Origin of the sequence: Variovorax ginsengisoli (assembly GCF_030486595.1) — a bacterium.
Taxonomy (GTDB): domain Bacteria; phylum Pseudomonadota; class Gammaproteobacteria; order Burkholderiales; family Burkholderiaceae_C; genus Variovorax; species Variovorax ginsengisoli_B.
Map to the genome: position 1 here is coordinate 67570 of NZ_JAUJZH010000023.1, position 22878 is coordinate 90447.

The 22878-nt window shown below is 68.0% G+C and carries 20 protein-coding genes; 10 read left to right on the top strand and 10 right to left on the bottom strand.

Translation table 11 applies throughout. From position 1 onward, the window contains the following. The first annotated feature begins 44 nt into the window (after positions 1-44). The 3 genes from rodA (at position 45) to QZH52_RS26855 (ending at position 4109) form a co-directional block, all read left to right on the top strand. Positions 45-1199: a rod shape-determining protein RodA gene (rodA, locus tag QZH52_RS26845; protein WP_286533939.1), complete on the top strand. Its 1155-nt coding sequence runs from the start codon at positions 45-47 to the stop codon at positions 1197-1199. 34 nt (positions 1200-1233) lie between these two features. Next, positions 1234-2694 carry a metalloprotease TldD gene (gene tldD / locus QZH52_RS26850; protein ID WP_301813753.1) on the top strand — a complete coding sequence of 487 codons (1461 nt, stop codon included), beginning with the start codon at positions 1234-1236 and terminating at the stop codon, positions 2692-2694. Positions 2695-2990: 296 nt separating this feature from the next. Beyond that, positions 2991-4109: a 3-deoxy-7-phosphoheptulonate synthase gene (locus QZH52_RS26855; RefSeq protein ID WP_301813754.1), complete on the top strand. Its 1119-nt coding sequence runs from the start codon at positions 2991-2993 to the stop codon at positions 4107-4109. 24 nt (positions 4110-4133) lie between these two features. On the opposite strand, the gene QZH52_RS26860 is transcribed toward QZH52_RS26855, so the two are convergent. Continuing rightward, positions 4134-4634: a cupin domain-containing protein gene (locus tag QZH52_RS26860; protein WP_301813755.1), complete on the bottom strand. Its 501-nt coding sequence runs from the start codon at positions 4632-4634 to the stop codon at positions 4134-4136. Positions 4635-4641: 7 nt separating this feature from the next. Further along, positions 4642-6045 carry a UDP-N-acetylmuramate:L-alanyl-gamma-D-glutamyl-meso-diaminopimelate ligase gene (mpl, locus tag QZH52_RS26865; RefSeq protein WP_301813757.1) on the bottom strand — a complete coding sequence of 468 codons (1404 nt, stop codon included), beginning with the start codon at positions 6043-6045 and terminating at the stop codon, positions 4642-4644. Positions 6046-6196: 151 nt separating this feature from the next. Between mpl and QZH52_RS26870 the strand changes: the two genes are divergently transcribed. The 7 genes from QZH52_RS26870 to QZH52_RS26900 all read left to right on the top strand — a co-directional run bounded on the left by QZH52_RS26870 (position 6197) and on the right by QZH52_RS26900 (position 12389). Beyond that, positions 6197-6796 (top strand): hypothetical protein, encoded by a 600-nt coding sequence (locus QZH52_RS26870; protein WP_301813759.1) that lies wholly within the window; start codon positions 6197-6199, stop codon positions 6794-6796. Beyond that, entirely contained in the window at positions 6793-7326 is a 534-nt protein-coding gene (locus QZH52_RS26875) for a TlpA family protein disulfide reductase (RefSeq protein WP_301813761.1), read from the top strand. The genes QZH52_RS26870 and QZH52_RS26875 overlap by 4 nt, the downstream gene beginning before the upstream one ends. Before the next feature lie 115 nt (positions 7327-7441). Continuing rightward, the gene (gene accB, locus QZH52_RS26880; protein WP_301813763.1) at positions 7442-7906 is read left to right on the top strand and encodes an acetyl-CoA carboxylase biotin carboxyl carrier protein; all 465 of its coding nucleotides are present in this window, start codon (positions 7442-7444) and stop codon (positions 7904-7906) included. 2 nt (positions 7907-7908) lie between these two features. After that, positions 7909-9258, top strand: coding sequence for an acetyl-CoA carboxylase biotin carboxylase subunit (gene accC, locus QZH52_RS26885; RefSeq protein ID WP_286523824.1), 1350 nt, complete (start codon positions 7909-7911; stop codon positions 9256-9258). A gap of 15 nt (positions 9259-9273) precedes the next feature. Then, positions 9274-10158, top strand: coding sequence for a 50S ribosomal protein L11 methyltransferase (gene prmA / locus QZH52_RS26890; protein WP_301813766.1), 885 nt, complete (start codon positions 9274-9276; stop codon positions 10156-10158). Positions 10159-10202: 44 nt separating this feature from the next. Continuing rightward, positions 10203-11441: a zinc-ribbon and DUF3426 domain-containing protein gene (locus tag QZH52_RS26895; protein WP_301813767.1), complete on the top strand. Its 1239-nt coding sequence runs from the start codon at positions 10203-10205 to the stop codon at positions 11439-11441. A gap of 45 nt (positions 11442-11486) precedes the next feature. Continuing rightward, positions 11487-12389 (top strand): carbohydrate kinase family protein, encoded by a 903-nt coding sequence (locus QZH52_RS26900; protein WP_286533924.1) that lies wholly within the window; start codon positions 11487-11489, stop codon positions 12387-12389. Positions 12390-12452: 63 nt separating this feature from the next. Here QZH52_RS26900 and QZH52_RS26905 read toward each other — a convergent pair whose 3' ends face one another. The 8 genes from QZH52_RS26905 to QZH52_RS26940 form a co-directional block, all read right to left on the bottom strand. Further along, positions 12453-12932: a histone H1-like DNA-binding protein gene (locus tag QZH52_RS26905; protein ID WP_286523818.1), complete on the bottom strand. Its 480-nt coding sequence runs from the start codon at positions 12930-12932 to the stop codon at positions 12453-12455. Between the two features lie 197 nt (positions 12933-13129). Next, positions 13130-14359: a ribonucleotide-diphosphate reductase subunit beta gene (locus QZH52_RS26910; protein ID WP_301813770.1), complete on the bottom strand. Its 1230-nt coding sequence runs from the start codon at positions 14357-14359 to the stop codon at positions 13130-13132. Between the two features lie 149 nt (positions 14360-14508). Beyond that, on the bottom strand, positions 14509-17427 hold the full coding sequence (locus tag QZH52_RS26915; RefSeq protein WP_301813771.1) for a ribonucleoside-diphosphate reductase subunit alpha: 2919 nt from the start codon (positions 17425-17427) through the stop codon (positions 14509-14511). A gap of 339 nt (positions 17428-17766) precedes the next feature. Beyond that, positions 17767-18411 (bottom strand): 1,6-anhydro-N-acetylmuramyl-L-alanine amidase AmpD, encoded by a 645-nt coding sequence (gene ampD / locus QZH52_RS26920; protein WP_436411638.1) that lies wholly within the window; start codon positions 18409-18411, stop codon positions 17767-17769. Between the two features lie 118 nt (positions 18412-18529). Next, positions 18530-20053, bottom strand: a complete 1524-nt coding sequence (locus tag QZH52_RS26925) for a sigma-54-dependent transcriptional regulator (protein ID WP_301813773.1) — start codon at positions 20051-20053, stop codon at positions 18530-18532. A 4-nt stretch (positions 20054-20057) separates the two neighbouring features. Further along, the gene (locus tag QZH52_RS26930) at positions 20058-21746 is read right to left on the bottom strand and encodes a two-component system sensor histidine kinase NtrB (protein ID WP_301813775.1); all 1689 of its coding nucleotides are present in this window, start codon (positions 21744-21746) and stop codon (positions 20058-20060) included. 22 nt (positions 21747-21768) lie between these two features. Continuing rightward, positions 21769-22005 carry a PP0621 family protein gene (locus QZH52_RS26935; RefSeq protein ID WP_286523811.1) on the bottom strand — a complete coding sequence of 79 codons (237 nt, stop codon included), beginning with the start codon at positions 22003-22005 and terminating at the stop codon, positions 21769-21771. Beyond that, a complete protein-coding gene (locus tag QZH52_RS26940; protein WP_286533917.1) occupies positions 22002-22811 on the bottom strand; it encodes a cytochrome C assembly family protein in 810 nt (269 codons plus the stop codon). The genes QZH52_RS26935 and QZH52_RS26940 overlap by 4 nt, the downstream gene beginning before the upstream one ends. Positions 22812-22878: the final 67 nt, after the last annotated feature.

The following is a 22878-nucleotide window of genomic DNA, read 5'->3' on the forward strand; positions in this document are numbered from 1 at the left end:
TGGGGCCCATCCGGAGGGCCTCGGGCGGCGATAATCCCCACCCCATGTCGGCCGTCTTCAATCAACCTTCGCTCGCACGGCGCGTGTTGCCCGTGTTCCAGGGCTTCGACGGCTTCCTCGCCTTCGCCGTGCTGCTGCTGGGCTGTGCCGGCATGCTGACCATGTATTCGTCCGGCTACGACCATGGCACCCGCTTCGTCGACCACGGCCGCAACATGCTGCTGGCCGCCTTCATCATGTTCGTGGTGGCCCAGGTGCCGCCGCAGCGCCTCATGATGGCCGCGGTGCCGATCTACACCTTGGGCGTGGCGCTGCTGGTGGCGGTGGCGCTGTTCGGCATCACCAAGAAGGGCGCCCAGCGCTGGATCAATGTCGGCGTCGTGATCCAGCCCAGCGAGATCCTCAAGATCGCGATGCCGCTGATGCTGTCCTGGTGGTTCCAGCGCCGTGAGGGGCAGCTGCGGCCGCTCGACTTCATCGTCGCCACCTTGCTGCTGGCGGTGCCGGTCGGCCTGATCATGAAGCAGCCCGACCTCGGCACCGCGCTGCTGGTGCTGGCCACCGGGCTGTCCGTGATTTTCTTCGCCGGCCTGTCGTGGAAGCTGATCTTGCCGCCGGTGGTGATCGGCCTGGTCGTGGTGGCGCTGATCGTCGGCTTCGAGTCCCAGCTGTGCGCCAACGGTTTCGACTGGAAGATCCTGCACGACTACCAGAAGCAGCGCGTCTGCACGCTGCTCGACCCGACCAAGGACCCGCTCGGCAAGGGCTTCCACATCATCCAGGGCATGATCGCCATCGGCTCCGGCGGCGTCGGCGGCAAGGGCTTCATGCAGGGCACCCAGACCCACCTCGAGTTCATCCCCGAGCGCACAACCGACTTCATCTTCGCCGCCTACTCCGAGGAATTCGGCCTGGCCGGCAACCTGGCGCTGATCGCCGCCTTCATCTTCCTGATCTTCCGCGGCCTGGCGATCGCGCTCGACGCGCCGACCCTGTTCTCCCGTCTGCTGGCTGGCGCGGTCACCATGATCTTCTTCACCTACGCCTTCGTGAACATGGGCATGGTGAGCGGCATCCTGCCGGTGGTGGGGGTGCCGCTGCCCTTCATCAGCTATGGCGGCACTGCGATGGTCACCCTGGGGCTGGGGCTGGGCATCCTGATGTCCATATCCCGCGCCAAGCGATTGATCCAGAGCTGACGTCCTTCTGGCATTCCGCTCCTAGAATGCCTTGATGATTTCTCGCGAACCCACCATCGAGCGCCTCGCCACGGCGCAGAACCTCCTGCTCACGCCCTTCGGTCTCGACGAATCGCACCTGTCGCGTGCGCTCGCCGAGATCAAGGCGCACAAGGTGGACGACGCCGATCTCTACTTCCAGTACACGCGCAGCGAAGGCTGGAGCCTCGAAGAGGGCATCGTCAAGACCGGCAGCTTCAGCATCGACCAGGGCGTCGGGGTGCGCGCGGTCAGCGGCGAAAAAACCGCCTTCGCCTATTCGGACGACATCTCCGAGGCCTCGCTGCTCGATGCCGCACGCACCGTGCGCAGCATCTCCTCCGCCGGCAAGACCGCGCGGGTCAAGGCGCCGGCGCGCAAGATCGCCGGCAGCCGCTCGCTCTACGACGGCATCGACCCGATCTCGACCCTGGACAGCACGGCCAAGGTCAAGCTGCTCGAGAAGGTCGAGCAGCTGGCCCGCTCGCGCGACCCGCGGGTGGCACAGGTCATGGCCGGCCTGGCGAGCGAATACGACGTGGTACTGGTGGCGCGCGCAGACGGCACCCTGGCGGCCGACGTGCGGCCGCTGGTGCGGCTGTCGGTCACCGTGATCGCCGAGCAGAACGGCCGCCGCGAGGTCGGCTCCGGCGGCGGCGGCGGCCGTTTCGGCCTGGCCTACTTCGACGACGCGCACATCGCCGAGTACGTCGACCAGGCGGTCAAGTCGGCCCTCACCAATCTCGATTCGCGCCCGGCACCGGCCGGCGAGATGACCGTCGTGCTCGGCCCGGGCTGGCCCGGCATCCTGCTGCACGAGGCCATCGGCCACGGGCTTGAAGGCGACTTCAACCGCAAGGGCTCGAGCGCCTTCTCGGGCCGCATCGGCGAGCGCGTCGCGGCCAAGGGCGTGACCGTGCTCGACGACGGCACCATCGCCGACCGCCGTGGCTCGCTCAATGTCGACGACGAAGGCAACGCGACCCAGCGCAACGTGCTGATCGAGGACGGCATCCTCAAGGCCTACATCCAGGACTCGCTCAACGCCCGCCTCATGAAGGCCAAACCCACCGGCAACGGCCGCCGCGAGAGCTATGCCCACGCGCCGATGCCGCGCATGACCAACACCTACATGCTGGGCGGCAACCGGGTGCCGGAAGAAATCGTCGCCAGCATCAAGAAGGGCCTCTACGCCACCAATTTTGGCGGCGGCCAGGTCGACATCACGAGCGGCAAGTTCGTGTTCTCGGCCAGCGAGGCCTACTGGGTCGAGAACGGCAAGATCCAATACCCGGTCAAGGGCGCGACGATCGTCGGCAACGGCCCCGATGCGCTGACGCGCGTGACCATGATCGGCAACGACATGGCGCTCGATTCGGGGGTCGGCACCTGCGGCAAGGAAGGGCAGAGCGTGCCCGTGGGCGTCGGCCAGCCCACATTGCGCATCGACGGCCTGACGGTCGGCGGTACAGCCTGAGACCTTGCGGGACAGATCAAGAGATTGCGTAGCAATTTTTGCTCTGTCCTCAACTGACTAAATCCCTTCGCCGATTCGTAAATGCAGCCGTGAACGCGCTGCCTGTGCTACATTCCACCCCCATGTCCGCAGCTCGCGCTTATTACTTTGCCTTCTTTTGGTTCCCGGTCTCCGGCGGACGAGAGGTGCGCGCGTAAAGCAAGCAGACAGCAGAACCTCCCAAAACCGCCGGTGCCCCAAGCACCGGCGGTTTTTTTTTGCCCCACCGACATCCAGACCCCTCCAAGGAAGCACACATGAGCACGAAAGCCGCCCCGCCCAGCGACACCTGGTACGCGAACGTCGAGAAAACCAGCCGGACCGACGACGAACGCATCAAGGACATCACTGTGTTGCCTCCCCCCGAACATCTGATCCGCTTCTTCCCGATCGCCGGGACGCCGGTCGAATCGCTGATCACCCGCACCCGCCACGCGATCCACAAGATCATGGCCGGCAAGGACGACCGCCTGCTGGTGATCATGGGCCCGTGCTCGATCCACGATCCGGCCGCCGCGCTCGACTACGCGCGCCGCCTGAAGGCCGAGCGCGAGAAGTACGCCGGCACGCTGGAGATCGTGATGCGGGTCTACTTCGAGAAGCCGCGCACCACGGTGGGCTGGAAGGGGCTCATCAACGACCCCTACCTCGACGAGAGCTTCCGCATCGACGAGGGCCTGCGGATCGCGCGCCAGCTGCTGATCGACATCAACCGCCTGGGCCTGCCGGCCGGCAGCGAGTTCCTGGACGTGATCTCGCCCCAGTACATCGGCGACCTGATCTCCTGGGGCGCGATCGGTGCCCGCACCACCGAGAGCCAGGTGCACCGCGAACTGGCCTCTGGCCTGTCGGCGCCGATCGGCTTCAAGAACGGCACCGACGGCAACATCCGCATCGCCACCGATGCGATCCAGGCGGCGGCGCGCGGCCACCACTTCCTGTCGGTGCACAAGAACGGCCAGGTGGCGATCGTCCAGACCAACGGCAACCGCGATTGCCACGTCATCCTGCGCGGCGGCAAGGCGCCCAACTACGACGCCACCAGCGTCGCGGCGGCCTGCAAGGATCTCGAGGCGGCCAAGCTGCCGCCCAAGCTGATGGTCGACTGCAGCCACGCGAACAGCAGCAAGCAGCACCAGAAGCAGATCGAGGTCGCGCGCGATATCGCGGACCAAGTCGCGGGCGGCAGCCACAGCGTGTTCGGCCTGATGGTCGAGAGCCACCTGAAAGCCGGGGCGCAGAAGTTCACGCCCGGCAAAGACCCGATCGACGCGCTCGAATACGGCCAGAGCATCACGGATGCCTGCCTGGGCTGGGACGATTCGACAGAGGTCCTGGAGATCCTCTCGCAGGCGGTCAAGAAGCGCCGGAAGTGAAGGGCCGCCCGGCGCCGGCCTCGATCAGATCAGCGCCGCCAGGTCCGGCCAGTGGTGGCGCAGCAGCGCCGCCTCGTCGCCATCGGGCTGCATGAAGGCGAAGTCGTCGAAGTCGAAGCCGGGTCCGACGGTGCAGCTCACCAGTGTGTAGTCGGGTCCCCCCGGCCCGACGATCGGCCGCGCCGCCTGCCACTGGCCGGCCGGCACGGTGTGCTGGGGCCGGGTGCCGTGGACGTCGACCGGGCCGAGCCGCAGGTGGGCGGGCGGCGTGCGCAGCGCCGCGTCGCTGGTCCACAGTGCCAGCGGCGCGCCTTCGAGATGGATCCAGACCTCGTCGGACTGCACCCGGTGCCAGCGCGAATGCTGTTCGGCTTCGAGCAGGAAGTAGATGGTGGTCAGCGCATCGCGCGCCGCCCGGCCGTCGGCCGGCAGCACCTGCGCCGACGAGCGGAACATCTCGCGGTACCAGCCGCCCTCCGGGTGGGGCTGCAGCTGCAGGGTCTCGATCAGTTGGCGGGCGCGCATAAGCCGCTCATTGTGGCGCGCGCAGCGCCGAAAGCAGCTTGTCGTGCACGCCGCCGAAGCCGCCGTTGCTCATGCAGACGATGTGGTCTCCGGGTTGCGCCGCCGCCGCGACCTGCGCGACCAGCGGCTCGATGGCATTCGCCACCCGGGCCCGCGCGCCCATCGGTGCCAGGGCCGCGCCCGCATTCCAGTCGAGGCCGCCGCTGTGGCAGAACGACAGATCGGCGGCCTCCAGGCTCCAGGGCAGCTGGGCCGCCATGGTGCCGAGCTTCATCGTGTTGCTGCGCGGCTCGAACACCGCGAGGATGCGGTCCTGGCGGCGCCCGGCGGCATCGAGCTTCTGGCGCAGGCCGTCGAGCGTGGTGCGGATCGCGGTCGGATGGTGGGCGAAGTCGTCGTAGACCGTGATCGTCCCCGTGGCGCGTTCCACGCTGCCGCGCAGTTCCATGCGCCGCCGCACGTTCCGGAAGCTCGCCAGCGCGCCGGCGGCCTCGGCCGGCGCGACGCCGACATGCTCGGCGGCGACGATCGCCGCCAGCCCGTTCATCTGGTTGTGCAGACCCGACAGCGCCCATTCGACCCGCCCGACCCGTTCGCCGCCGCGCAGCACGTCGAAGGCGTCGTGCGGGCCCGCGGCCTGCCATTCGCCGCCGGCGCCGAAGCGCGCGAGCTCGCTCCAGCAGCCTTGGGCAAGCACGCGCTGCAGGCTGTCCTCGGTGGCGTTGACCACCACCCGCCCCTGGCCCGGGACCGTGCGCACCAGGTGGTGGAACTGCCGCTCGATCGCCGCCAGGTCGTCGAAGATGTCGGCGTGGTCGAATTCCAGGTTGTTCAGGATCGCGGTGCGAGGGCGGTAGTGGACGAACTTACTGCGCTTGTCGAAGAACGCCGTGTCGTATTCGTCCGCCTCGATGACGAAGGGTGCCGCCGCATCGGCGCCCAGCCGGGCCGAGACGCCGAAGTCGAGCGGCACGCCGCCGACCAGGAAGCCCGGCGCCCGGCCGGCGCGCTCGAGGATCCAAGCCAGCATCGAGGTGGTGGTGGTCTTGCCGTGGGTGCCGGCGACCGCCATCACGTGGCGTCCCTGCAGCACCTGCTCGGCCAGCCACTGCGGACCGCTGGTATAGGGCGCGCCGGCGTCGAGGATGGCCTCCATCAGCGGGAACTTGGGGCTGCCATCCGCCAGCCGGGCCCGGGAGACCACGTTGCCGACGACGAAGACGTCCGGCCTGAGCGCCAGCTGGTCGGCGCCGAAGCCCTCGATCAGCTCGATGCCGAGCGAGCGCAATTGGTCGCTCATCGGCGGATAGACGCCGGCGTCGCAGCCGGTCACCCGATGGCCGGTTTCGCGCGCAAGTGCCGCCACCCCTCCCATGAAGGTGCCGCAGATGCCGAGAATGTGAATGTGCATCGGTGGATTCTAGGAGCCCCCACGCTCCGTCACTTCGTGTACTCGCTGCCTCCCGAGGGGGCGCGGACCGCCTTGGGAGCGGCCGGCGGCGGTCCGGGGATCCGCAGGGGCCATTCACCTGCAAGCCGCGCAGTCCGGGCAAAATGGACCGATGGACACGTCGAAGCAGGAAATTGCCGCCACCGCGGCCCGCCTCGTGGTCGAGGAGGGGCTCGAATACGGACCCGCCAAGCGCCGGGCGGTGCGCGATCTCGGGTTGCCCGCGCGCACCGCGCTGCCCAACAACGACGAAGTCGAGGCCGAGGTCCGCGACTACATCCAGCTCTACTGCGCCGACACCCAGCCGCGAGAACTGCATGCGTTGCGCCTGCTGGCGCTCGAATGGATGGAGCGCATGGCGCAGTTCCGTCCCCATGTCGGCGGCGCCGTCTGGCACGGCACGGCGACGCGGCTGTCGGACATCTATATCCAGCTGTTCTGCGACGACTCCAAGTCGGCCGAGATCGCGTTGATCGATCATCACGTCGACTACGAGCCGCGGATGGTCACCGGCTTCCACGGCGAGCAGGTCGAGGCGCTCAGCGTGCATGCCGCCAGCCGCGCGCTGGGCGAAGAGATCGGCGTCCATCTGCTGGTCTACGACCTGGACGACCTGCGCGGGGCGCTGAAGCCCGACACCCAGGGTCGGGTGCCGCGCGGCAACCTGGCGGCGCTGCGGCGGCTGATGGAAAAAGAAAAGGACAACGGATGACTTCGAGCTCGACGCGCCGAGGCTGGCTCTATGGGGGCGTGGCGCTGATCGCCGCGGCCGCCGGGGTCGGCGGCGCCTGGTGGACCCAGCGCCGCGGCGCGGGCGGCGGCGAGAAGCTCGACGCGGCCTTCTGGGCCCAGCGTTTCGAGCGGCCCGAGGGCGGCGAGGTGGTGTTCGAAAGTCTCCGCGGCAAGCCGCTGGTGGTCAATTTCTGGGCCACCTGGTGCCCGCCCTGCGTCGAGGAAATGCCGATGATCGACGCCTTCTTTCGCGAAAATGCCGCCAACGGATGGCAAGTTGTCGGATTGGCCATCGATCAGCCCAGTGCGGTGCGCAAGTTCCTTACCAAGACGCCGGTCAGCTACCCGATCGGGCTGGCCGGGCTGCAGGGCACCGAACTGGTCAAGCAGATGGGCAACACGGCGGGCGGCCTGCCGTTCACCCTCGTGATCGATGCCGGCGGCTCGATCGCGGCGCGTAAAATGGGAAAGCTCGACGCCGGCGATCTTCAAGCATGGCGACGGGCCTAGTTCGCGGCTAGAATCCAGCCCCTACAAATCCGGTAGTTGGCGTTGAAACGCCGAAATAACCGGATCTTCAGGCGAGTTACATTCAAATGACCGGCAAAGCCGGCGCTGGAGTCCCATGGATCTACGCAAGCTCAAGACACTGATCGACCTGGTGTCCGAATCCAACATTTCCGAACTGGAAATCACCGAAGCCGAAGGCAAGGTCCGCATCGTCAAGGGTGGTGTCGCCGCGCCGGTCCAATATGTCCAGACGCTGTCTGCGCCGGCCGCGACCGGCGCCCAGCCGGCCGCTGGCGCCCCGGCGGCTGCTGCGCCCGCCGCCGCGCCGGCCGCGGCCGCCGCCACCGGCCACGCGATCAAATCGCCGATGGTCGGCACCTTCTACCGCTCCTCCAGCCCGGGCGCTCCTGCCTTCGTCGAGATCGGCAGCCAGGTCAAGGAAGGCGACACGGTCTGCATCATCGAGGCGATGAAGATCCTGAACGAGATAGAGGCCGACAAGTCCGGCACCGTGACCCAGATCCTCGGCGAGAACGGCCAAGCCGTCGAATACGGCCAGCCGCTGTTCATCATCGAGTGAGCATGTTCAAGAAGATATTGGTCGCCAACCGCGGCGAGATTGCGCTGCGAATCCAGCGCGCCTGCAGCGAACTCGGCATCAAGGCGGTGATGGTTTATTCCGAAGCCGATCGCGATGCCAAGTACGTCAAGCTGGCCGAGGAAGCGGTATGCATCGGCCCCGCGCCGTCGTCGCAGAGCTACCTGAACATGCCCGCCATCATCTCGGCGGCCGAAGTGACCGACTCGGAGGCGATCCATCCGGGCTACGGCTTCCTGAGCGAGAACGCCAACTTCGCCGAGCGGGTGGAGCAGAGCGGCTTCCAGTTCATCGGCCCGTCGCCCGAATCGATCCGCATCATGGGCGACAAGGTGTCGGCCAAGCAGGCCATGATCAAGGCCGGCGTGCCCTGCGTGCCGGGCTCCGAGGGCGAGCTCTCCGACGACGCCGCCACCAACAAGCGCATCGCCCGGGCGATCGGCTACCCGGTCATCATCAAGGCCGCGGGCGGCGGCGGCGGGCGCGGCATGCGGGTGGTGCACACCGAGGCGGCGCTGGTCAACGCGATCCAGATGACCAAGGCGGAGGCCGGCGCGGCCTTCAACAATCCGGCGGTCTACATGGAGAAGTTCCTCCAGGACCCGCGCCACATCGAGATCCAGATCCTCGCCGACAAGCACAAGAACGCGGTGTACCTCGGCGAACGCGACTGCTCGATGCAGCGTCGCCACCAGAAGGTGATCGAGGAATCGCCGGCGCCGGGCATCCCGCGCAAGCTGATCGAGAAGATCGGTGAGCGCTGCGCGGCGGCCTGCAAGAAGATCGGCTACCGCGGTGCCGGCACCTTCGAGTTCCTCTACGAGAACGGCGAGTTCTACTTCATCGAGATGAACACCCGCGTGCAGGTGGAGCATCCGGTGACCGAGTTCACCACCGGCATCGACATCGTGAAGACGCAGATCATGGTGGCGGCGGGCGAGAAGCTGCCGTTCACCCAGCGCCAGATCGAGGTCCGCGGCCATGCGATCGAGTGCCGCATCAACGCCGAGGACCCCTACAAGTTCACGCCCTCGCCGGGGCGCATCACGATGTGGCACCCGCCGGGCGGGCCGGGCGTTCGCGTGGATTCCCACGTCTACACCAACTACTTCGTGCCGCCGAACTACGACTCGATGATCGGCAAGATCATCGTCTACGGCGATACCCGCGAGCAGGCCATGGCGCGCATGCGCACGGCGCTCAACGAGACCGTGATAGAGGGCATCCAGACCAACATCGCACTGCACCGCGAGCTGATGGTCGACGCCAAGTTCATGGGTGGCGGCACCAACATCCACTATCTGGAAGAGTGGCTCGCTGCGCACAAGCGCTGAGCGGGCGAATCAACCATGTTCGAACTCCGCCTGCTGGCGCCTGAAGACCTGGTCGAGACCGTCAGCGAGGCGCTCGACGCGCTCGATGCGCTCAGCGTGTCGGTCGAGGATGCCGACGCGCAAACCGACGCCGAGCAGGCCCTGTTCGGCGAGCCCGGCATGCCGCCGCCGAAGGATGGCTGGCAGCGGTCGCGCGTGATCGCGCTGTTCGCGACCGAGGCCCTGGCGCGCGAAGCAGCGGCGCTGCTCGAGGCGCAGGACTTCTTCGCCGAGTGCCGCCTGCTGGGCCTGGCCGAGGTGCCGGAGCAGGATTGGGTGCGGCTGACGCAGTCGCAGTTCGCGCCGGTCGAGATCACCCCCGAGTTCTGGATCGTGCCGACCTGGCACGAGCCGCCGGCGCAGGCGCGCCAGGTGATCCGGCTCGATCCCGGGCTGGCCTTCGGCACCGGGACGCATCCGACCACGCGCATGTGCCTGCGTTGGATCGCCACGCGCGGCGGCCTGGCCGGCCAGCGTGTGCTCGACTACGGCTGCGGCTCGGGCATTCTCGCGATCGGCGCGGCGAAACACGGCGCCACCGACATCGACGCGGTGGACATCGATCCGGCCGCGGTCGAGTCGACCGGCCTCAATGCCGACGCCAACGGCGTCCGGCTCAAGGCCGGCCTGCCGGATGCATCGGCCGGCCGCTACGACGTCGTGCTGGCGAACATCCTCGCGACACCGCTCAAGGTGCTGGCTCCGCTGCTCTGCGCACATGTCGCGCCGGGCGGCGCGCTGGTGCTGGCCGGCATCCTCGAGCGCCAGGCCGACGAGCTGAAGGCCGCCTATGCGCCCTACGCGGCGCTGGAGGTCAGCGACAGCGAGGACGGCTGGATCCTGATGACCGCAAGGCTGTAGAACGCCGAGGCTGTTGCCTCCGGCAACAATACAATCGGCGCCACATGAGCCTGGTCACCCGCTGCCCCGCGTGCGACACCACTTTCAAGGTGGTGCGGGACCAGCTTCGCATCTCGGACGGGTGGGTTCGCTGCGGACGCTGCAGCCAGGTGTTCGACGCCACCATCGACCTGCAGGAAACACCGCCGGCCTCCTCCAGTCCTGCGGTCGCGGCGCCGGAGCCGGGCGAGCCGCCGCCGCACACCGATCCGGAGCCGCCGGCGGCCACCGCAGCCGAAACGGCCGACGCTCCTGCGGAAGCGATCGCCGAGACCGACTTCTTCGACGACGAACAGGCGTCGGGCCCGGCACCGCTGGCCCCCTCTGACGGCTTCCTTGCTCCGAGACCCATGTCGTGGCCCGATGCGGATTCGCTGCTGCTCGGCGACCAGGGGCGCACGGCCGTGCGGCCTCCCGTGCCGCCGCCGCTGGCCTTCCCGGACATCGACCTCACGCTGCCGTCGCGTCCTGCCACTTTGGCGAGCGCGGTCACGCCGCCGGAGGCCGACGACAGCGGCCACATGCAACTCGAGAAGGCGCTGCGCCGCGCCCGCATCAAGTCGGCCAAGATCGCCCGCGCGAAAGCCAAGGAGCAGGCCGCTGCCGCTGCCGCTGCCGTGGCCGAGGTCGCGCCGGTGGTGCAGGCCGCGAGCGAGCCCGAGCCGGCAGCGGGCAGAGCCGATGCGGCATCCGCGACCGCGCTGGACGCCGAGCCGTTGCCGGCCTTCCTGGGCATCGACGAAGCCCCGATCGGCTGGCGGCGACCCGCGGTGCGACGCTCGCTGGTCGTTGCCGCCGTGCTGGCCGCACTGCTGCTGCTGGCGCAGGTCCTGCATCAGGAGCGCGACCTGATCGCGGCCCGCCAGCCCGCCTTGCGGCCGCTGCTCGACGGCCTGTGCCGCGTCACCGGCTGCACGCTGACCGCCCTGCGGCAGATCAACGACATCAAGATCGACGGCGCCTCGTTCGCGCGCGACAAGGAGGGCGACGGCTTCCACCTCGGCTTCACGGTGCGCAACAGCGCGACCCTGCCGCTGGCGATGCCCGCGGTGGAGTTGTCGCTGCTCGATACCCAGGAGCGGGCCGTGGTGCGGCGCGTGCTCATGCCTTCCGATTTCGGTGCGCCGGCGGTGCTGCCGGCGCACGCCGAGCGCTCGGCCTCGCTGGCTCTTCGCCTCAGCGGCGACGAGGCGGCTTCGATGCCGCCGGTCGCCGGCTTTCGTCTCGAGGCGCTCTATCCCTGAGCGCCACGGCCTTTCAGCTTTTTCAATCCAACCAGTGGCTCATCCATGGCAGCAGTGATTTGCGGTTCCCTCGCGTTCGACACCATCATGACTTTCGAAGGGCGGTTCGCGGACCAGATCCTGCCGGACCAGTTGCACATCCTCAACGTGTCCTTCCTGGTGCCGGGCTTGCGGCGGGACTTTGGCGGCTGCGCCGGCAACATCGCCTACAGCCTGAACGCCCTCGGCGGCACCGCGCTGCCGATGGCGACGGTCGGCAGCGACGGCGCCGACTACATCGAGCGCCTGCGCACGCTGGGCATCAGCACCGAGTTCGTGCGCCAGGTCGGCGATACCTTCACGGCCCAGGCCATGATCATGAACGACCGTGACAACAACCAGATCACGGCCTTCCATCCGGGCGCGATGCAGCAGGCGCACATCACGAAGGTGGCCGCGCGCGACGACATCAAGCTCGGCATCGTCGCGCCCGACGGCCGCGACGCCATGCTTCAGCATGCCGAGCAGTTCAAGGCGGCCGGCATCCCGTTCGTCTTCGATCCGGGCCAGGGCCTGCCGATGTTCGACGGCAAGGAACTGGCGCATTTCGTCGACCTGGCGAGCTGGGTGGTGGTCAACGACTACGAGGGCAAGATGCTGTCGCAGCGGACCGGATGGAGCCTGGCGGAGATCTCGAAGCGGGTCGAAGGCCTGGTCGTGACGCTGGCGGCCGAGGGCTGCGAGGTGTGGACGAACGGCGAGCGCGAACATGTGCCGGCGGTCACTCCCGCGGCGGTGGTCGAGCCGACCGGCTGCGGCGACGCCTGGCGCGGCGCCTTGCTGTTCGGACTCGAGCAGGGCTGGGCGCTGGCGCGCTGCGCTGCCTTGGGCAACCACCTGGGGGCGCTCAAGATCGCCCAGCGCGGCCCGCAGAACTACCAGGTCGACCGCAACGCTCTGGGCCTCTGACCCCATGAAAAAAGCCCGGCACCTTTCGGTGCCGGGCTTGTGCCTTCAAGGCCGCTGGAAGACTCAGGGCTTGCTGGCCGTCGGGAACGGCCAGGCAGCCTGCGGGTTCAGCGTGGTCTGGGCAGCAGGAGCAGGCGCTACGGCAGCCTTGGCGGGAGCCTTCGCAGCCTTCTTGGCAGCGGGCTTCTTCGCGGCTTTCTTGGCAGCGGGCTTTTTCGCCGCAGCCTTCTTCGCCGGGGCCTTCTTGGCAGGCGCCTTTTTCGCAGCGGCCTTCTTCGCCGGGGCCTTCTTGGCTGCTGCCTTCTTGGCAGGGGCCTTCTTCGCCGGGGCCTTCTTGGCTGCTACCTTCTTGGCGGGGGCCTTCTTGGCAGGCGCCTTCTTGGCGGCGACCTTCTTGGCCGCTACCTTCTTCGCCGGAGCCTTCTTGGCCGCGACCTTCTTTGCCGGCGCCTTCTTGGCTACGACCTTCTTGGCGGGAGCCTTCTTTGCCGGAGCCTTCTTTGCAGCGGCTTTCTTAGCCGGCGCTTTCTTTGCAGTTGCCATTTCTATTTCTCCTTGATCAAGTTGAAAAAATCAACCTTTTGAAGCACTCCACGCATGTTGGTCAGCGTGAAGCGATTCATGGCGTTGGAACGGATTCCAGCACCATGAACACCGTCGCCCTCAGCAATGCCGCACTCTCCGGTGCAGTGTGTTGCTGAAGGCTTTTTCTGAATGCACTTTGTTCTTGTCGGAAAGTCTCAGTCCCAGGAGAGCGCACCGCCCGATTGATACTCGATCACGCGGGTTTCGAAGAAGTTGCGCTCCTTCTTGAGGTCAATCATTTCGCTCATCCAGGGGAAGGGGTTTTCTTCGTTCGGGAAGAGCGTTTCGAGGCCGATCTGCTGCGCGCGCCGGTTGGCGATGTAGCGCAGGTAGCCCTTGAACATGGAGGCGTTCATGCCGAGCACGCCACGCGGCATGGTGTCTTCGGCGTACTTGTACTCGAGCTCGACGGCCTTCATGAAGAGGGCCTTGATCTCGGCCTTGAACTCGGCCGTCCAGAGGTGCGGATTCTCGAGCTTGAGCTGGTTGATCAGGTCGATGCCGAAATTGCAGTGCATCGACTCGTCGCGCAGGATGTACTGGTACTGCTCGGCGGCGCCGGTCATCTTGTTCTGGCGGCCCAGCGCGAGGATCTGCGTGAAGCCGACGTAGAAGAAGAGGCCTTCCATGAGGCAGGCGAAGACGATCAGCGACTTCAGCAGGGTCTGGTCGGTCTCGTGGGTGCCGGTCTTGAAGTTCGGGTCGCTGATGGCGTCGATGAACGGGATCAGGAACTGGTCCTTCTCGCGGATCGACGGCACTTCGTTGTAGGCGTTGAAGATCTCGCTCTCGTCCAGGCCCAGCGATTCGACGATGTACTGGTAGGCGTGCGTGTGGATCGCTTCCTCGAAAGCCTGGCGCAGCAGGAACTGGCGGCATTCGGGCGCCGTGATGTGGCGGTAGGTGCCCAGCACGATGTTGTTGGCGGCCAGCGAGTCGGCGGTCACGAAGAAGCCGAGGTTGCGCTTGACGATGCGGCGCTCGTCCTCGGTCAGGCCGTTGGGGTCTTTCCAGAGCGCGATGTCGCGCGTCATGTTCACTTCCTGCGGCATCCAGTGGTTGGCGCAGGTGGCGAGGTACTTTTCCCAGGCCCACTTGTACTTGAACGGCACCAGCTGGTTGACGTCGGTCTGGCCGTTGATGATGCGCTTGTCGGCCGCCTTGACGCGGTGCGCGGCCGGCGCGACGGGCACTGCGGCCTGCGCGGGGCGCAGCGCTGCGCCGTCATCGAGCGTGCGCGCAGCGGAAGAAACTTGGGGAGCAATTTGCGAAGTCGGGAACTCCGACGAGCGGGCGACTGGCGCGCCGCTGTTCGATGGGTGCCGCAATCCTTGAGGCAGATCCTTTGGCAAGGAGGGCTTGACTTCTTCGTCCCAGGTCAACATAGAAAAATCCAATGCTCAAATTATGTGAGCAACGATGTGAGTTGCAAAGTGCTCCTCACATCGCGCTTCAATTATGTGGTCGTTATGTTGTTCGCATGCATCGCAATTTGTCAGTCGATGCCGCGAACCACGACAACTTCAGGCCGACATCACTGGCAGGCTTCGCAGGTCGGATCGTCGACGCCGCAGAACGCGATGTCGGTGGCGGGCATCGCGCTGAGTTGCGCTTGCGCTGCGCGCGCTGCCGCTTCGAGTGCGCTCATGCCCGATGAAGCATCGCCGCTGCCCGACGACACGGCGTTGAGGCGACCCGATTGCACGGTCGATTTCTCGGCGTGCGTCGCGCTCTGCGTGCGCAGGTAGTAGGTGGTCTTGAGACCGCGCAGCCAGGCCAGCTTGTAGGTGTCGTCGAGCTTCTTGCCCGATGCGCCGGCCATGTAGATGTTGAGCGACTGTGCCTGGTCGATCCACTTCTGGCGCCGTGCCGCGGCCTCGACGAGCCAGGTGGTCTCGACCTCGAAGGCGGTGGCGTAGAGCGCCTTGACGTCTTGCGGCACACGGTCGATCGGGCGCAGCGAGCCGTCGAAGTGCTTCAGGTCCATCACCATCACGTCGTCCCACAGGCCCAGGCGCTTGAGGTCGCGCACCAGGTAGTGGTTGATGACGGTGAACTCGCCCGACAGGTTCGACTTGACCGACAGGTTGCCGAAGCAAGGTTCGATCGAGGCGTCGACGCCGATGATGTTCGAGATGGTGGCGGTCGGCGCGATGGCGACGCAGTTGGAGTTGCGCATGCCGTCGGTCTTGATCTTCTGGCGCAGCGCGTCCCAGTCGAGCGTCGACGAGCGGTCGACCTCGACGTAGCCGCCGCGGGCCTTCTCGAGCAGGTCGAGGGTGTCGGGCGGCAGCACGCCCTTGTCCCACAGCGAGCCCTTGTAGCTCGAGTACTTGCCGCGTTCGCGCGCCAGCTCGGTCGAGGCCCAGTAGGCGTGGTAGCAGATCGCTTCCATGGATTCGTCGGCGAACTGCACGGCGTCCTGCGAGGCGTAGGGGATGCGCAGCTCGTAGAGCGCGTCCTGGAAGCCCATCAGGCCGAGGCCGACCGGGCGGTGGCGCAGGTTGGAGTCGCGCGCCTTCTTGACCGCGTAGTAGTTGATGTCGATCACGTTGTCGAGCATCCGCATCGCGGTGGAGATGGTGCGCTGGAGCTTGGCCTGGTCGACCTTGCCGTCCTTCAGGTGCTGCAGCAGGTTGACCGAGCCGAGGTTGCAGACCGCGGTTTCGGTGTCGCTGGTGTTGAGCGTGATCTCGGTGCAGAGGTTCGACGAATGGACCACGCCGGCGTGCTGCTGCGGCGAGCGCACGTTGCAGGCGTCCTTGAAGGTGATCCAGGGATGGCCGGTCTCGAACAGCATCGTGAGCATCTTGCGCCACAGGTCCGAGGCCTGCAGCGTGCGGCTCGGCGTGATCTCGCCGCGGGCAGCCTTTTCTTCGTAGGCGACGTAGGCGGTCTCGAAGTCGAGGCCGAACTTGTCGTGCAGGTCGGGCACGTTCGACGGCGAGAACAGGGTCCAGCTGCCCTTTTCCATGACGCGGCGCATGAACAGGTCGGGGATCCAGTTGGCCGTGTTCATGTCGTGCGTGCGGCGGCGGTCGTCGCCGGTGTTCTTGCGCAGCTCGAGGAATTCCTCGATGTCGAGGTGCCAGGTCTCCAGGTAGGTGCAGACGGCGCCCTTGCGCTTGCCGCCCTGGTTGACCGCCACCGCGGTGTCGTTGACCACCTTGAGGAAGGGCACGACGCCCTGCGATTCGCCGTTGGTGCCCTTGATGTGGCTGCCGAGGGCGCGCACTCGGGTCCAGTCGTTTCCGAGGCCGCCGGCGAACTTCGACAGCAGCGCGTTTTCCTTGATGGATTCGTAGATGCCGTCGAGGTCGTCGGGCACGGTGGTCAGGTAGCAGCTCGACAGCTGCGAGCGCAGGGTGCCGCTGTTGAACAGGGTCGGGGTGCTCGACATGAAGTCGAAGGACGACATCACCTCGTAGAACTCGATGGCGCGGGCTTCGCGGTCGATCTCGTTGAGCGACAGGCCCATCGCGACGCGCATGAAGAAGGCTTGCGGCAGCTCGATGCGCGACTTGCGCACGTGCAGGAAGTAGCGGTCGTACAGGGTCTGCAGGCCGAGGTAGTCGAACTGCAGGTCGCGCTCGGGCTTGAGCGCCGCGCCCAGGCGGGCCAGGTCGAACTGCAGCAGCTTCTCGTCGAGCAGCTCGTTGTCGACGCCCTTCTTGATGAAATGCGGGAAGTAGTCGGCGTAGGCCTGGGCCCGTTCGGCCAGCGGCACTTCGCGGCCGATCACTTCCTTGAAGATCGTGTGCAGCAGCAGGCGGGCGGTGGCGAAGGTGTAGTCGGGGTCTTTCTCGATCAGCGTGCGGGCGGCCAGGATCGAGGCCTTGTAGACCTCGTCGAGCGGCACGCCGTCATACAGGTTGCGCATGGTCTCGGCAACGATCGGGCCGGCCGTGATGCTGTCGCCGAGGTCGGTGCAGGCGGATTCGATCAGGCCCTTGAGCTCGTTGAGGTCGAGCGCGACGCGCTCGCCGCGGTCCAGCACGTGCAGCGTGGAGACCGCGACCGGGGCTTCCTGCTCGCCTTGCTTGCTGCGCTCCTGGGAGCGGCGCTCGCGGTACAGCACGTAGGCGCGTGCGATTTCGTGGTGGCCGCCGCGCATCAGGCCGAGTTCGACCTGGTCCTGCACGTCTTCGATGTGGAAGGTGCCGCCGCCGGGACGCGAGCGCACCATCGCGCGCACCACGGCCTGGGTCAGGGTGTCGACCGTCTCGCGCACGCTGGCCGATGCCGCGCCCTGGGTGCCGTGCACGGCGAGGAAGGCCTTCATCATCGCGATCGCGATCTTGTTGGGCTCGAAGGGCACCACCGCGCCGTTGCGGCGGATGATCTGGTAGTGGGCCAGCGCGTTGCTGGCGGGTGAGCCGGCGACGTCGCGCTGCTGGAGCGGCGTCGAGGAGGAGGAATGGGGGGCGGAGGGGGTGCTCAGGGCAGTTTGCATGCGAAACCTCGGTTGGCAATTCTTGTTGGGGCGGCGGTGCCAGGGCGGCCATGGGTTTGGGCGTCGGGCGCCGGGCAGGACACACTATATCTAGGGTCTGGTGGGTCTACAACCCACTAGATGTAGTGTTTTCCATAAATGTTAAAAAATGTTTTTGGGCGCATGGCGGGGCTGGAATGCGGTTGTGCCCCGTGCCCGTTGATCGACGTTAGCGCAGCCCCCGTCCGACGGGCGTTGCGGCCGTTTTTGGGCTTGGAAACCGCATGGTTGCTGCACTCGGGCCGCTCTGGGCAAGCCTTCGTGCGGACGCATCGCGAGCCGCCCAGCGATTGAAAAAAACTAGCGGTCGATGGTGTCCGGGGGAAACATCGCGCCGTCCCAGCCGAGCTGCTCGCGCAGCAGGCACCAGTCGAAGCCGGCGCCCGGGTCTTCCTTGCGGCCGGGTGCGATGTGCTGGTGGCCGGCGATGAAGCGGATCGGGTGGCGCTGCGCAAGCGCCGGGCAGAGGCTGGCCAGGGTCTCGTACTGGGCACTCTCGAAGGGCCCGCCCTCGATGCCTTCGAGCTCGATGCCGATCGAATCGTCGTTGCAGTTGGCGCGGCCGCGCCAGGACGACGCACCGGCATGCCAGGCGCGGTCGTCGCAGCTCACGAACTGCCAGAGCTCGCCGTTCCGCCGCACATAGAAGTGCGCCGAGACCTCGAGGCCGCGGATGCTGCCGAAGTAGGGATGCGCATCCCAGTCGAGGCGATTGGTGAACAGCTGCTGGACCTGGTCGCCGCCGTACAGCCCCGGCGGCAGGCTGATCGAATGCAGCACGATCAGGTCGATGTCGGCGCCGGCCGGCCGCGGTCCGAAGTTGGGCGAGCGCAGCGGGCGCGCGAAGCGATACCAGCCATCGCGCCAGAGACCCGTGGCGCAGAGGGGGGGCTCAGGCCGGCGCCGGGCCGCCCCAAGGCGGCCTGCGGCCCCCTCGGGGGGCAGCGACCCACACGCAGTGGGGGAGCGTGGGGGCGATTCAGGCCGGCGCCGGGCCGCCCCAAGGCGGCCTGCGGCCCCCTCGGGGGGCAGCGACCCACACGCAGTGGGGGAGCGTGGGGGCTCATTCATCGGCGCCGTCGCCGTTTGGAGTCGCGATGCCGAGGCGCGCGATCCGGTAGCGGATCTGCCGCAGGCTCAGGCCCAGCCGGGCCGCCGCGGCGGTGCGGTTGAAGCCGGTTTCTTGCAGCGCGCGGATCAGGATCTCGCGCTCCTGCTGGTCGAGGTAGCCCTGCAGGTCGTTCGGCACCTCGGCGGCGCCGCCCTTCGGGGGCGACGCGATGGCGGCCGCGGACGGGGCCGCGGCGTAGATCGGCGCGGCCGGCTCGCGCAGCGGCAGCTCGCTCGGCTGCAAGGTGCTGTCGACGAAGTCGAGGTGCAGCATGTCGCCGTCGCTCAAGGCCACGGCCCGGTGCAGCAGGTTCTCGAGTTCGCGCACGTTGCCGTGCAGCGGATGCTCGGCGAGCAGCTGCAGCACCTCGGCCGACAAGGTCGGCACCGGCATGCCGGCATCGCGCGCGATCCGCGCCAGCAGGGCCTTGCACAGCGCCGGCAGGTCGCCGCGGCGCTCGCGCAGCGCGGGCACCGCGATCTCGATCACGTTGAGGCGGTAGAACAGGTCTTGCCGGAACCGGCTGGCCTGGACCTCGGACTGCAGGTCCTTGTGGGTGGCGCTCACGATGCGGACGTCGACCGCGTCCTCCTGGGTCGAGCCGATCGGGCGCACGCTGCGTTCCTGGATCGCGCGCAGCAGCTTGGACTGCATGGCCAGCGGCAGGTCGCCGATCTCGTCGAGGAACAGCGTGCCACCGCGCGCGGCCTGGAAATAGCCGTCGCGGTCTTGTGCGGAGCCCGTGTAGGAGCCCTTGCGGGCGCCGAAGAACTCGGCTTCGAGCAGGTTCTCGGGAATGGCGCCGCAGTTGACCGCGACGAAGGGACCGTCGCTGCGCTGGCTGCAGGCATGGACGGCGCGGGCGACCAGTTCCTTGCCGGTGCCGGATTCGCCGCGCACGAGCACCGGCGCCATGCCGCGCGCCACCTTGGCGATTCGGGCCTTGACGATGCGCATCGGCTCGGAGTCGCCGACCAGCCGCTCGAGTGCGGCGGCGCCGCCGCTGCCGACCGCGCTGGCGATCTTGGCGCCGTCGTCGACCCGGTCGTCGACTGGCCGGGCCGCCCGCGCACCGGCCAGCTGCGCGGTGGCCTGCACCGCGGAAGCCACCACGGCCCGGAACTGCTTCAGGTCGACCGGCTTGGTGAGGTAGTCGAAGGCGCCTGCCTTGAGGGCCTCGACCGCGTTCTCGGCCGAGCCGTAGGCGGTCATGACGACGCAGCGCTCGCCGCGCTGGTCTTGCTGGATGCGCTGCAGGATCTCCATGCCGAGCCCGTCGGGCAGCCGCATGTCGGTGATCACGGCGTCGAAGCGGCCGGCGTCCAGGTGCTGGGAAGCCTCGGCCACGCTGCCGGCGGCTTCGACCCGGTAGCCCTCGCGCAGCAGCGTGAGTTCATAGAGCGTGCGCAGGTCGGGTTCGTCGTCGACGACCAGGATCTGGGCGGGGCGCGGCGTGGACGGATGGGGGGTGCTCACGCGGCTATTGTGTCAGCCGGGTCTCGGCGTCGGCAAACGAAACGAAGAACTCGTTGCCTTCGGGCCCGGCCGCGGACAGTGCGCGGCGTTCGTAGCCGATGGTGGCGCCGTGCCGCTCGCACAGCTCGCGGCAGAGGAACAGGCCCAGGCCGCTCGAGCGGCTCTCGGACGAGAAGAAGGGCTCGAACAGATGCCGCTGCACCGCCGGCTCGAGCGGCGCGCCGTCGCTCCAGATCTGCAGCGTGGCCCGGCCGGCGGGGTTGAGCCGGGTCGCCACCTGGATCGAGCCGTCGCGGTCGCCGGCGTAGCGCGCCGCGTTGTCGAGCAGGTTCACGAGGATGCGGCGCAGGTGCTCGATGTCGAAGCGGACGTCGCGGCCCGGCGCGTCGAGCACCAGCAGCACGCCCTGGCGCTGCGAATGCAGCACCCACTCCTCGGCCAGCGTGCGCACGGTGGCGTCGAGCGCCACCTGCTCGCCCAGCGGCAGCACGCGCTGCTGCCGGGCCCGGGCGACGTCGAGCACGTCGTCGACGATGCGCGACAGGCGCTGGGCGTTCTGCTGCACCATGGTGGTCAGCTGGCGGTGCGCCGGGTCGACCAGGTCCTCGGCCAGCAGGGCGCTGGCCTGGGTGATCGCGGCCAGCGGATTGCGGATCTCGTGCGCCACGGCGGCCGACATGCGGCCCATGGCGGCCAGCTTCTCGGTCCGGATGCGGGCCTCGAGCTCGCGCAGGTCCTGCAGGAACATCACGCACAGGCTCTCGGAGTTCGGGTCCGGCGAGCGGGTCAGCCGGGTGCGCACCCGCACCTCGCGCGCCGCACCCTGGGCCTGGGCGACCGGGATCTCCTTCGACTGCGGACTGCGTCGGGCAAAAGTCTGTCGCGCCAGCGCGGCCAGCGCGACCCAGGCCGGGTGGGCGTCGAGCTTGAACGGCAGCTCCATCTGGGCCAGGCCCTGGCCCAGGATCGCATCGGCGGCGGGGTTGGCGGCATGGACCTGACCCTCCGAATCGAGCACCAGCACGCCTTCACTGAGGGTCTCGATCACCAGGTCGTTGACCAGCGCGTGCATCTGCGCCGCGCTGCGGTTGCGCTGGGCCAGCGCTTCCTCGCGCGTGAGCCGGCGGGCCATCTCGTGGGCGATCAGCGCGACCACGAACAGGCCGGTGCCGGTCAGCGCCGCCTGCACGAAGCGCGGCGAGGTGTCGGCCGGCTGTTCGAGCCAGTACCAGGTTGCGTGGCCCAGCAGCAGCAGGGTGGCGGCCGCGGTGGTGCCGAGACCGACGGCGCCGCTGCCCAGCACGGCTCCCATCAGCACGGGCAGCGCGAACAGCGGCGAATAATTGATGCCCCCGACCTGCAGCACCTGCAGCGCGGCGAAGACCACGAGATCGATGCCGATGGTCGCGAGCCAGGTCCGGCCCAGGCTGCGGATCTGCTGCACCGGCGCATAGCGCGCGGCCAGCAGGGTGGCGACCAGATAGCCGGCGCACAGGGCGACGGTGGCCGATTGGGTCGCCTGTCCGAGCACGAAGGCCAGCGCCTGGAGCAGCAGCAGCACCATCGCCACGAAGCAGCGCGCGGCCACGAAGCCACGCCACAGGCGCTTCAGCGCGGTGCTCTGGCCGTCGAAGTGTTCGAGCGAACTCCAGTCGGTCGCCGGCTCGCCCCGGGCACGCAGGAGCGCGGTCATGGCAGGCGCGGCGCGGGCTGTTTCATCGGCTCGCGGCCTGGCGGTGGGCGACGCTGCAGAACACGGCGCCGTCAGGGCCGGCGATCGCGTCGGCGGCGGGCAGGTGGAGGCCGCAGTGGGCGCAGCGGACCATGGCCTGCGGCGCGCCGACGGCGGGGGGTTTTTGCGGCGGCGGGCGCGATTGCATCTCTTCGCGCCGATTCTTGCGCCAGAGCCAGACCGCGATGAAGACCACCGCGAAGACGAGCAGGTATTTCATGAGATGGCGCGAGAAAGAACGACTTCGAGCACGAAGCGCGAGCCCACGTAGGCCAGCAGCAGCAGCGCCGAGCCCGCGTAGAGGACCCGCCGCGCGGTGCGTCCGCGCCAGCCGAAACGGGCGCGGCCGGTCAGGAGGATCGCGAACGTGAGCCAGGCCAGCACCGAGAAGACGGTCTTGTGGTCCCACTTCCAGCCGCGCACCGCGCCGCCGTACAGCGTCTCGCTGAACAGCAGGCCGGCCAGCAGCGTGGCCGACAGCAGCACGAAGCCCGCGGTCACGAAGCGGAAGGTGAGCCGTTCCATCGTCAGCAGCGGGACGCCGCCCTGCGGTTCGGCCGCCAGCCGGATCTGCTTTTCGGCCCGCGTCATGAGCCAGGCGTGGACCACGGCGGCGCCGAACAGGCCGTAGGAAGCGATGCCCAGCGCCAGGTGCAGCGGCAGCCACGGCGAGGCCGAGACATGCAGCGGCGTGCCGGGCAACAGCACGGCCAGCATCACGGCGACCGCGCCCAGCACCGCCAGCGCGCGGCGCACCTTGAGCTGGGGATAGAGGCTGCTTTCGATGGCGTAGACCGTCAACACCAGCCAGGCCGTCACCGAAATCGCCGGCGCGAAGCCGAAGCGCGGCGTGCCGCCGGCCAGCCCGGTGGCCAGCGTCAGGCCGTGCAGCAGCCAGGCCAGCGCCAGCAGCCACTGGGTCGAGGAGCGGCTGAGGCGGGAGGCGGCGGCGGCGGTGACGCCATAGGCGGCGGCGGTGGCGATGCCCAGTGCCACGCCGAGCGGGGAGGGGATCGCTAAAATCATCGGCTGGAGTTTAGCTTCTCGCCTTCTGCGGAATGCCGCCGCTCCCGTCTTCATACCGGTCCCGTCC

Bases quoted from the DNA above. Each gene is read 5' to 3' on its own strand.
- prmA (WP_301813766.1), top strand. From the start codon at position 9,274: ATGTTCGAACTCCGCCTGCTGGCGCCTGAAGACCTGGTCGAGACCGTC.
- QZH52_RS26910 (WP_301813770.1), bottom strand. From the start codon at position 14,359: ATGTTGACCTGGGACGAAGAAGTCAAGCCCTCCTTGCCAAAGGATCTG.
- QZH52_RS26875 (WP_301813761.1), top strand. From the start codon at position 6,793: ATGACTTCGAGCTCGACGCGCCGAGGCTGGCTCTATGGGGGCGTGGCG.
- QZH52_RS26915 (WP_301813771.1), bottom strand. From the start codon at position 17,427: ATGCAAACTGCCCTGAGCACCCCCTCCGCCCCCCATTCCTCCTCCTCG.
- tldD (WP_301813753.1), top strand. From the start codon at position 1,234: ATGATTTCTCGCGAACCCACCATCGAGCGCCTCGCCACGGCGCAGAAC.
- QZH52_RS26940 (WP_286533917.1), bottom strand. From the start codon at position 22,811: ATGATTTTAGCGATCCCCTCCCCGCTCGGCGTGGCACTGGGCATCGCC.
- QZH52_RS26895 (WP_301813767.1), top strand. From the start codon at position 10,203: ATGAGCCTGGTCACCCGCTGCCCCGCGTGCGACACCACTTTCAAGGTG.
- QZH52_RS26935 (WP_286523811.1), bottom strand. From the start codon at position 22,005: ATGAAATACCTGCTCGTCTTCGCGGTGGTCTTCATCGCGGTCTGGCTC.
- QZH52_RS26905 (WP_286523818.1), bottom strand. From the start codon at position 12,932: ATGGCAACTGCAAAGAAAGCGCCGGCTAAGAAAGCCGCTGCAAAGAAG.
- accC (WP_286523824.1), top strand. From the start codon at position 7,909: ATGTTCAAGAAGATATTGGTCGCCAACCGCGGCGAGATTGCGCTGCGA.
- accB (WP_301813763.1), top strand. From the start codon at position 7,442: ATGGATCTACGCAAGCTCAAGACACTGATCGACCTGGTGTCCGAATCC.
- rodA (WP_286533939.1), top strand. From the start codon at position 45: ATGTCGGCCGTCTTCAATCAACCTTCGCTCGCACGGCGCGTGTTGCCC.
- mpl (WP_301813757.1), bottom strand. From the start codon at position 6,045: ATGCACATTCACATTCTCGGCATCTGCGGCACCTTCATGGGAGGGGTG.
- QZH52_RS26855 (WP_301813754.1), top strand. From the start codon at position 2,991: ATGAGCACGAAAGCCGCCCCGCCCAGCGACACCTGGTACGCGAACGTC.
- QZH52_RS26860 (WP_301813755.1), bottom strand. From the start codon at position 4,634: ATGCGCGCCCGCCAACTGATCGAGACCCTGCAGCTGCAGCCCCACCCG.
- QZH52_RS26870 (WP_301813759.1), top strand. From the start codon at position 6,197: ATGGACACGTCGAAGCAGGAAATTGCCGCCACCGCGGCCCGCCTCGTG.
- QZH52_RS26930 (WP_301813775.1), bottom strand. From the start codon at position 21,746: ATGACCGCGCTCCTGCGTGCCCGGGGCGAGCCGGCGACCGACTGGAGT.
- QZH52_RS26900 (WP_286533924.1), top strand. From the start codon at position 11,487: ATGGCAGCAGTGATTTGCGGTTCCCTCGCGTTCGACACCATCATGACT.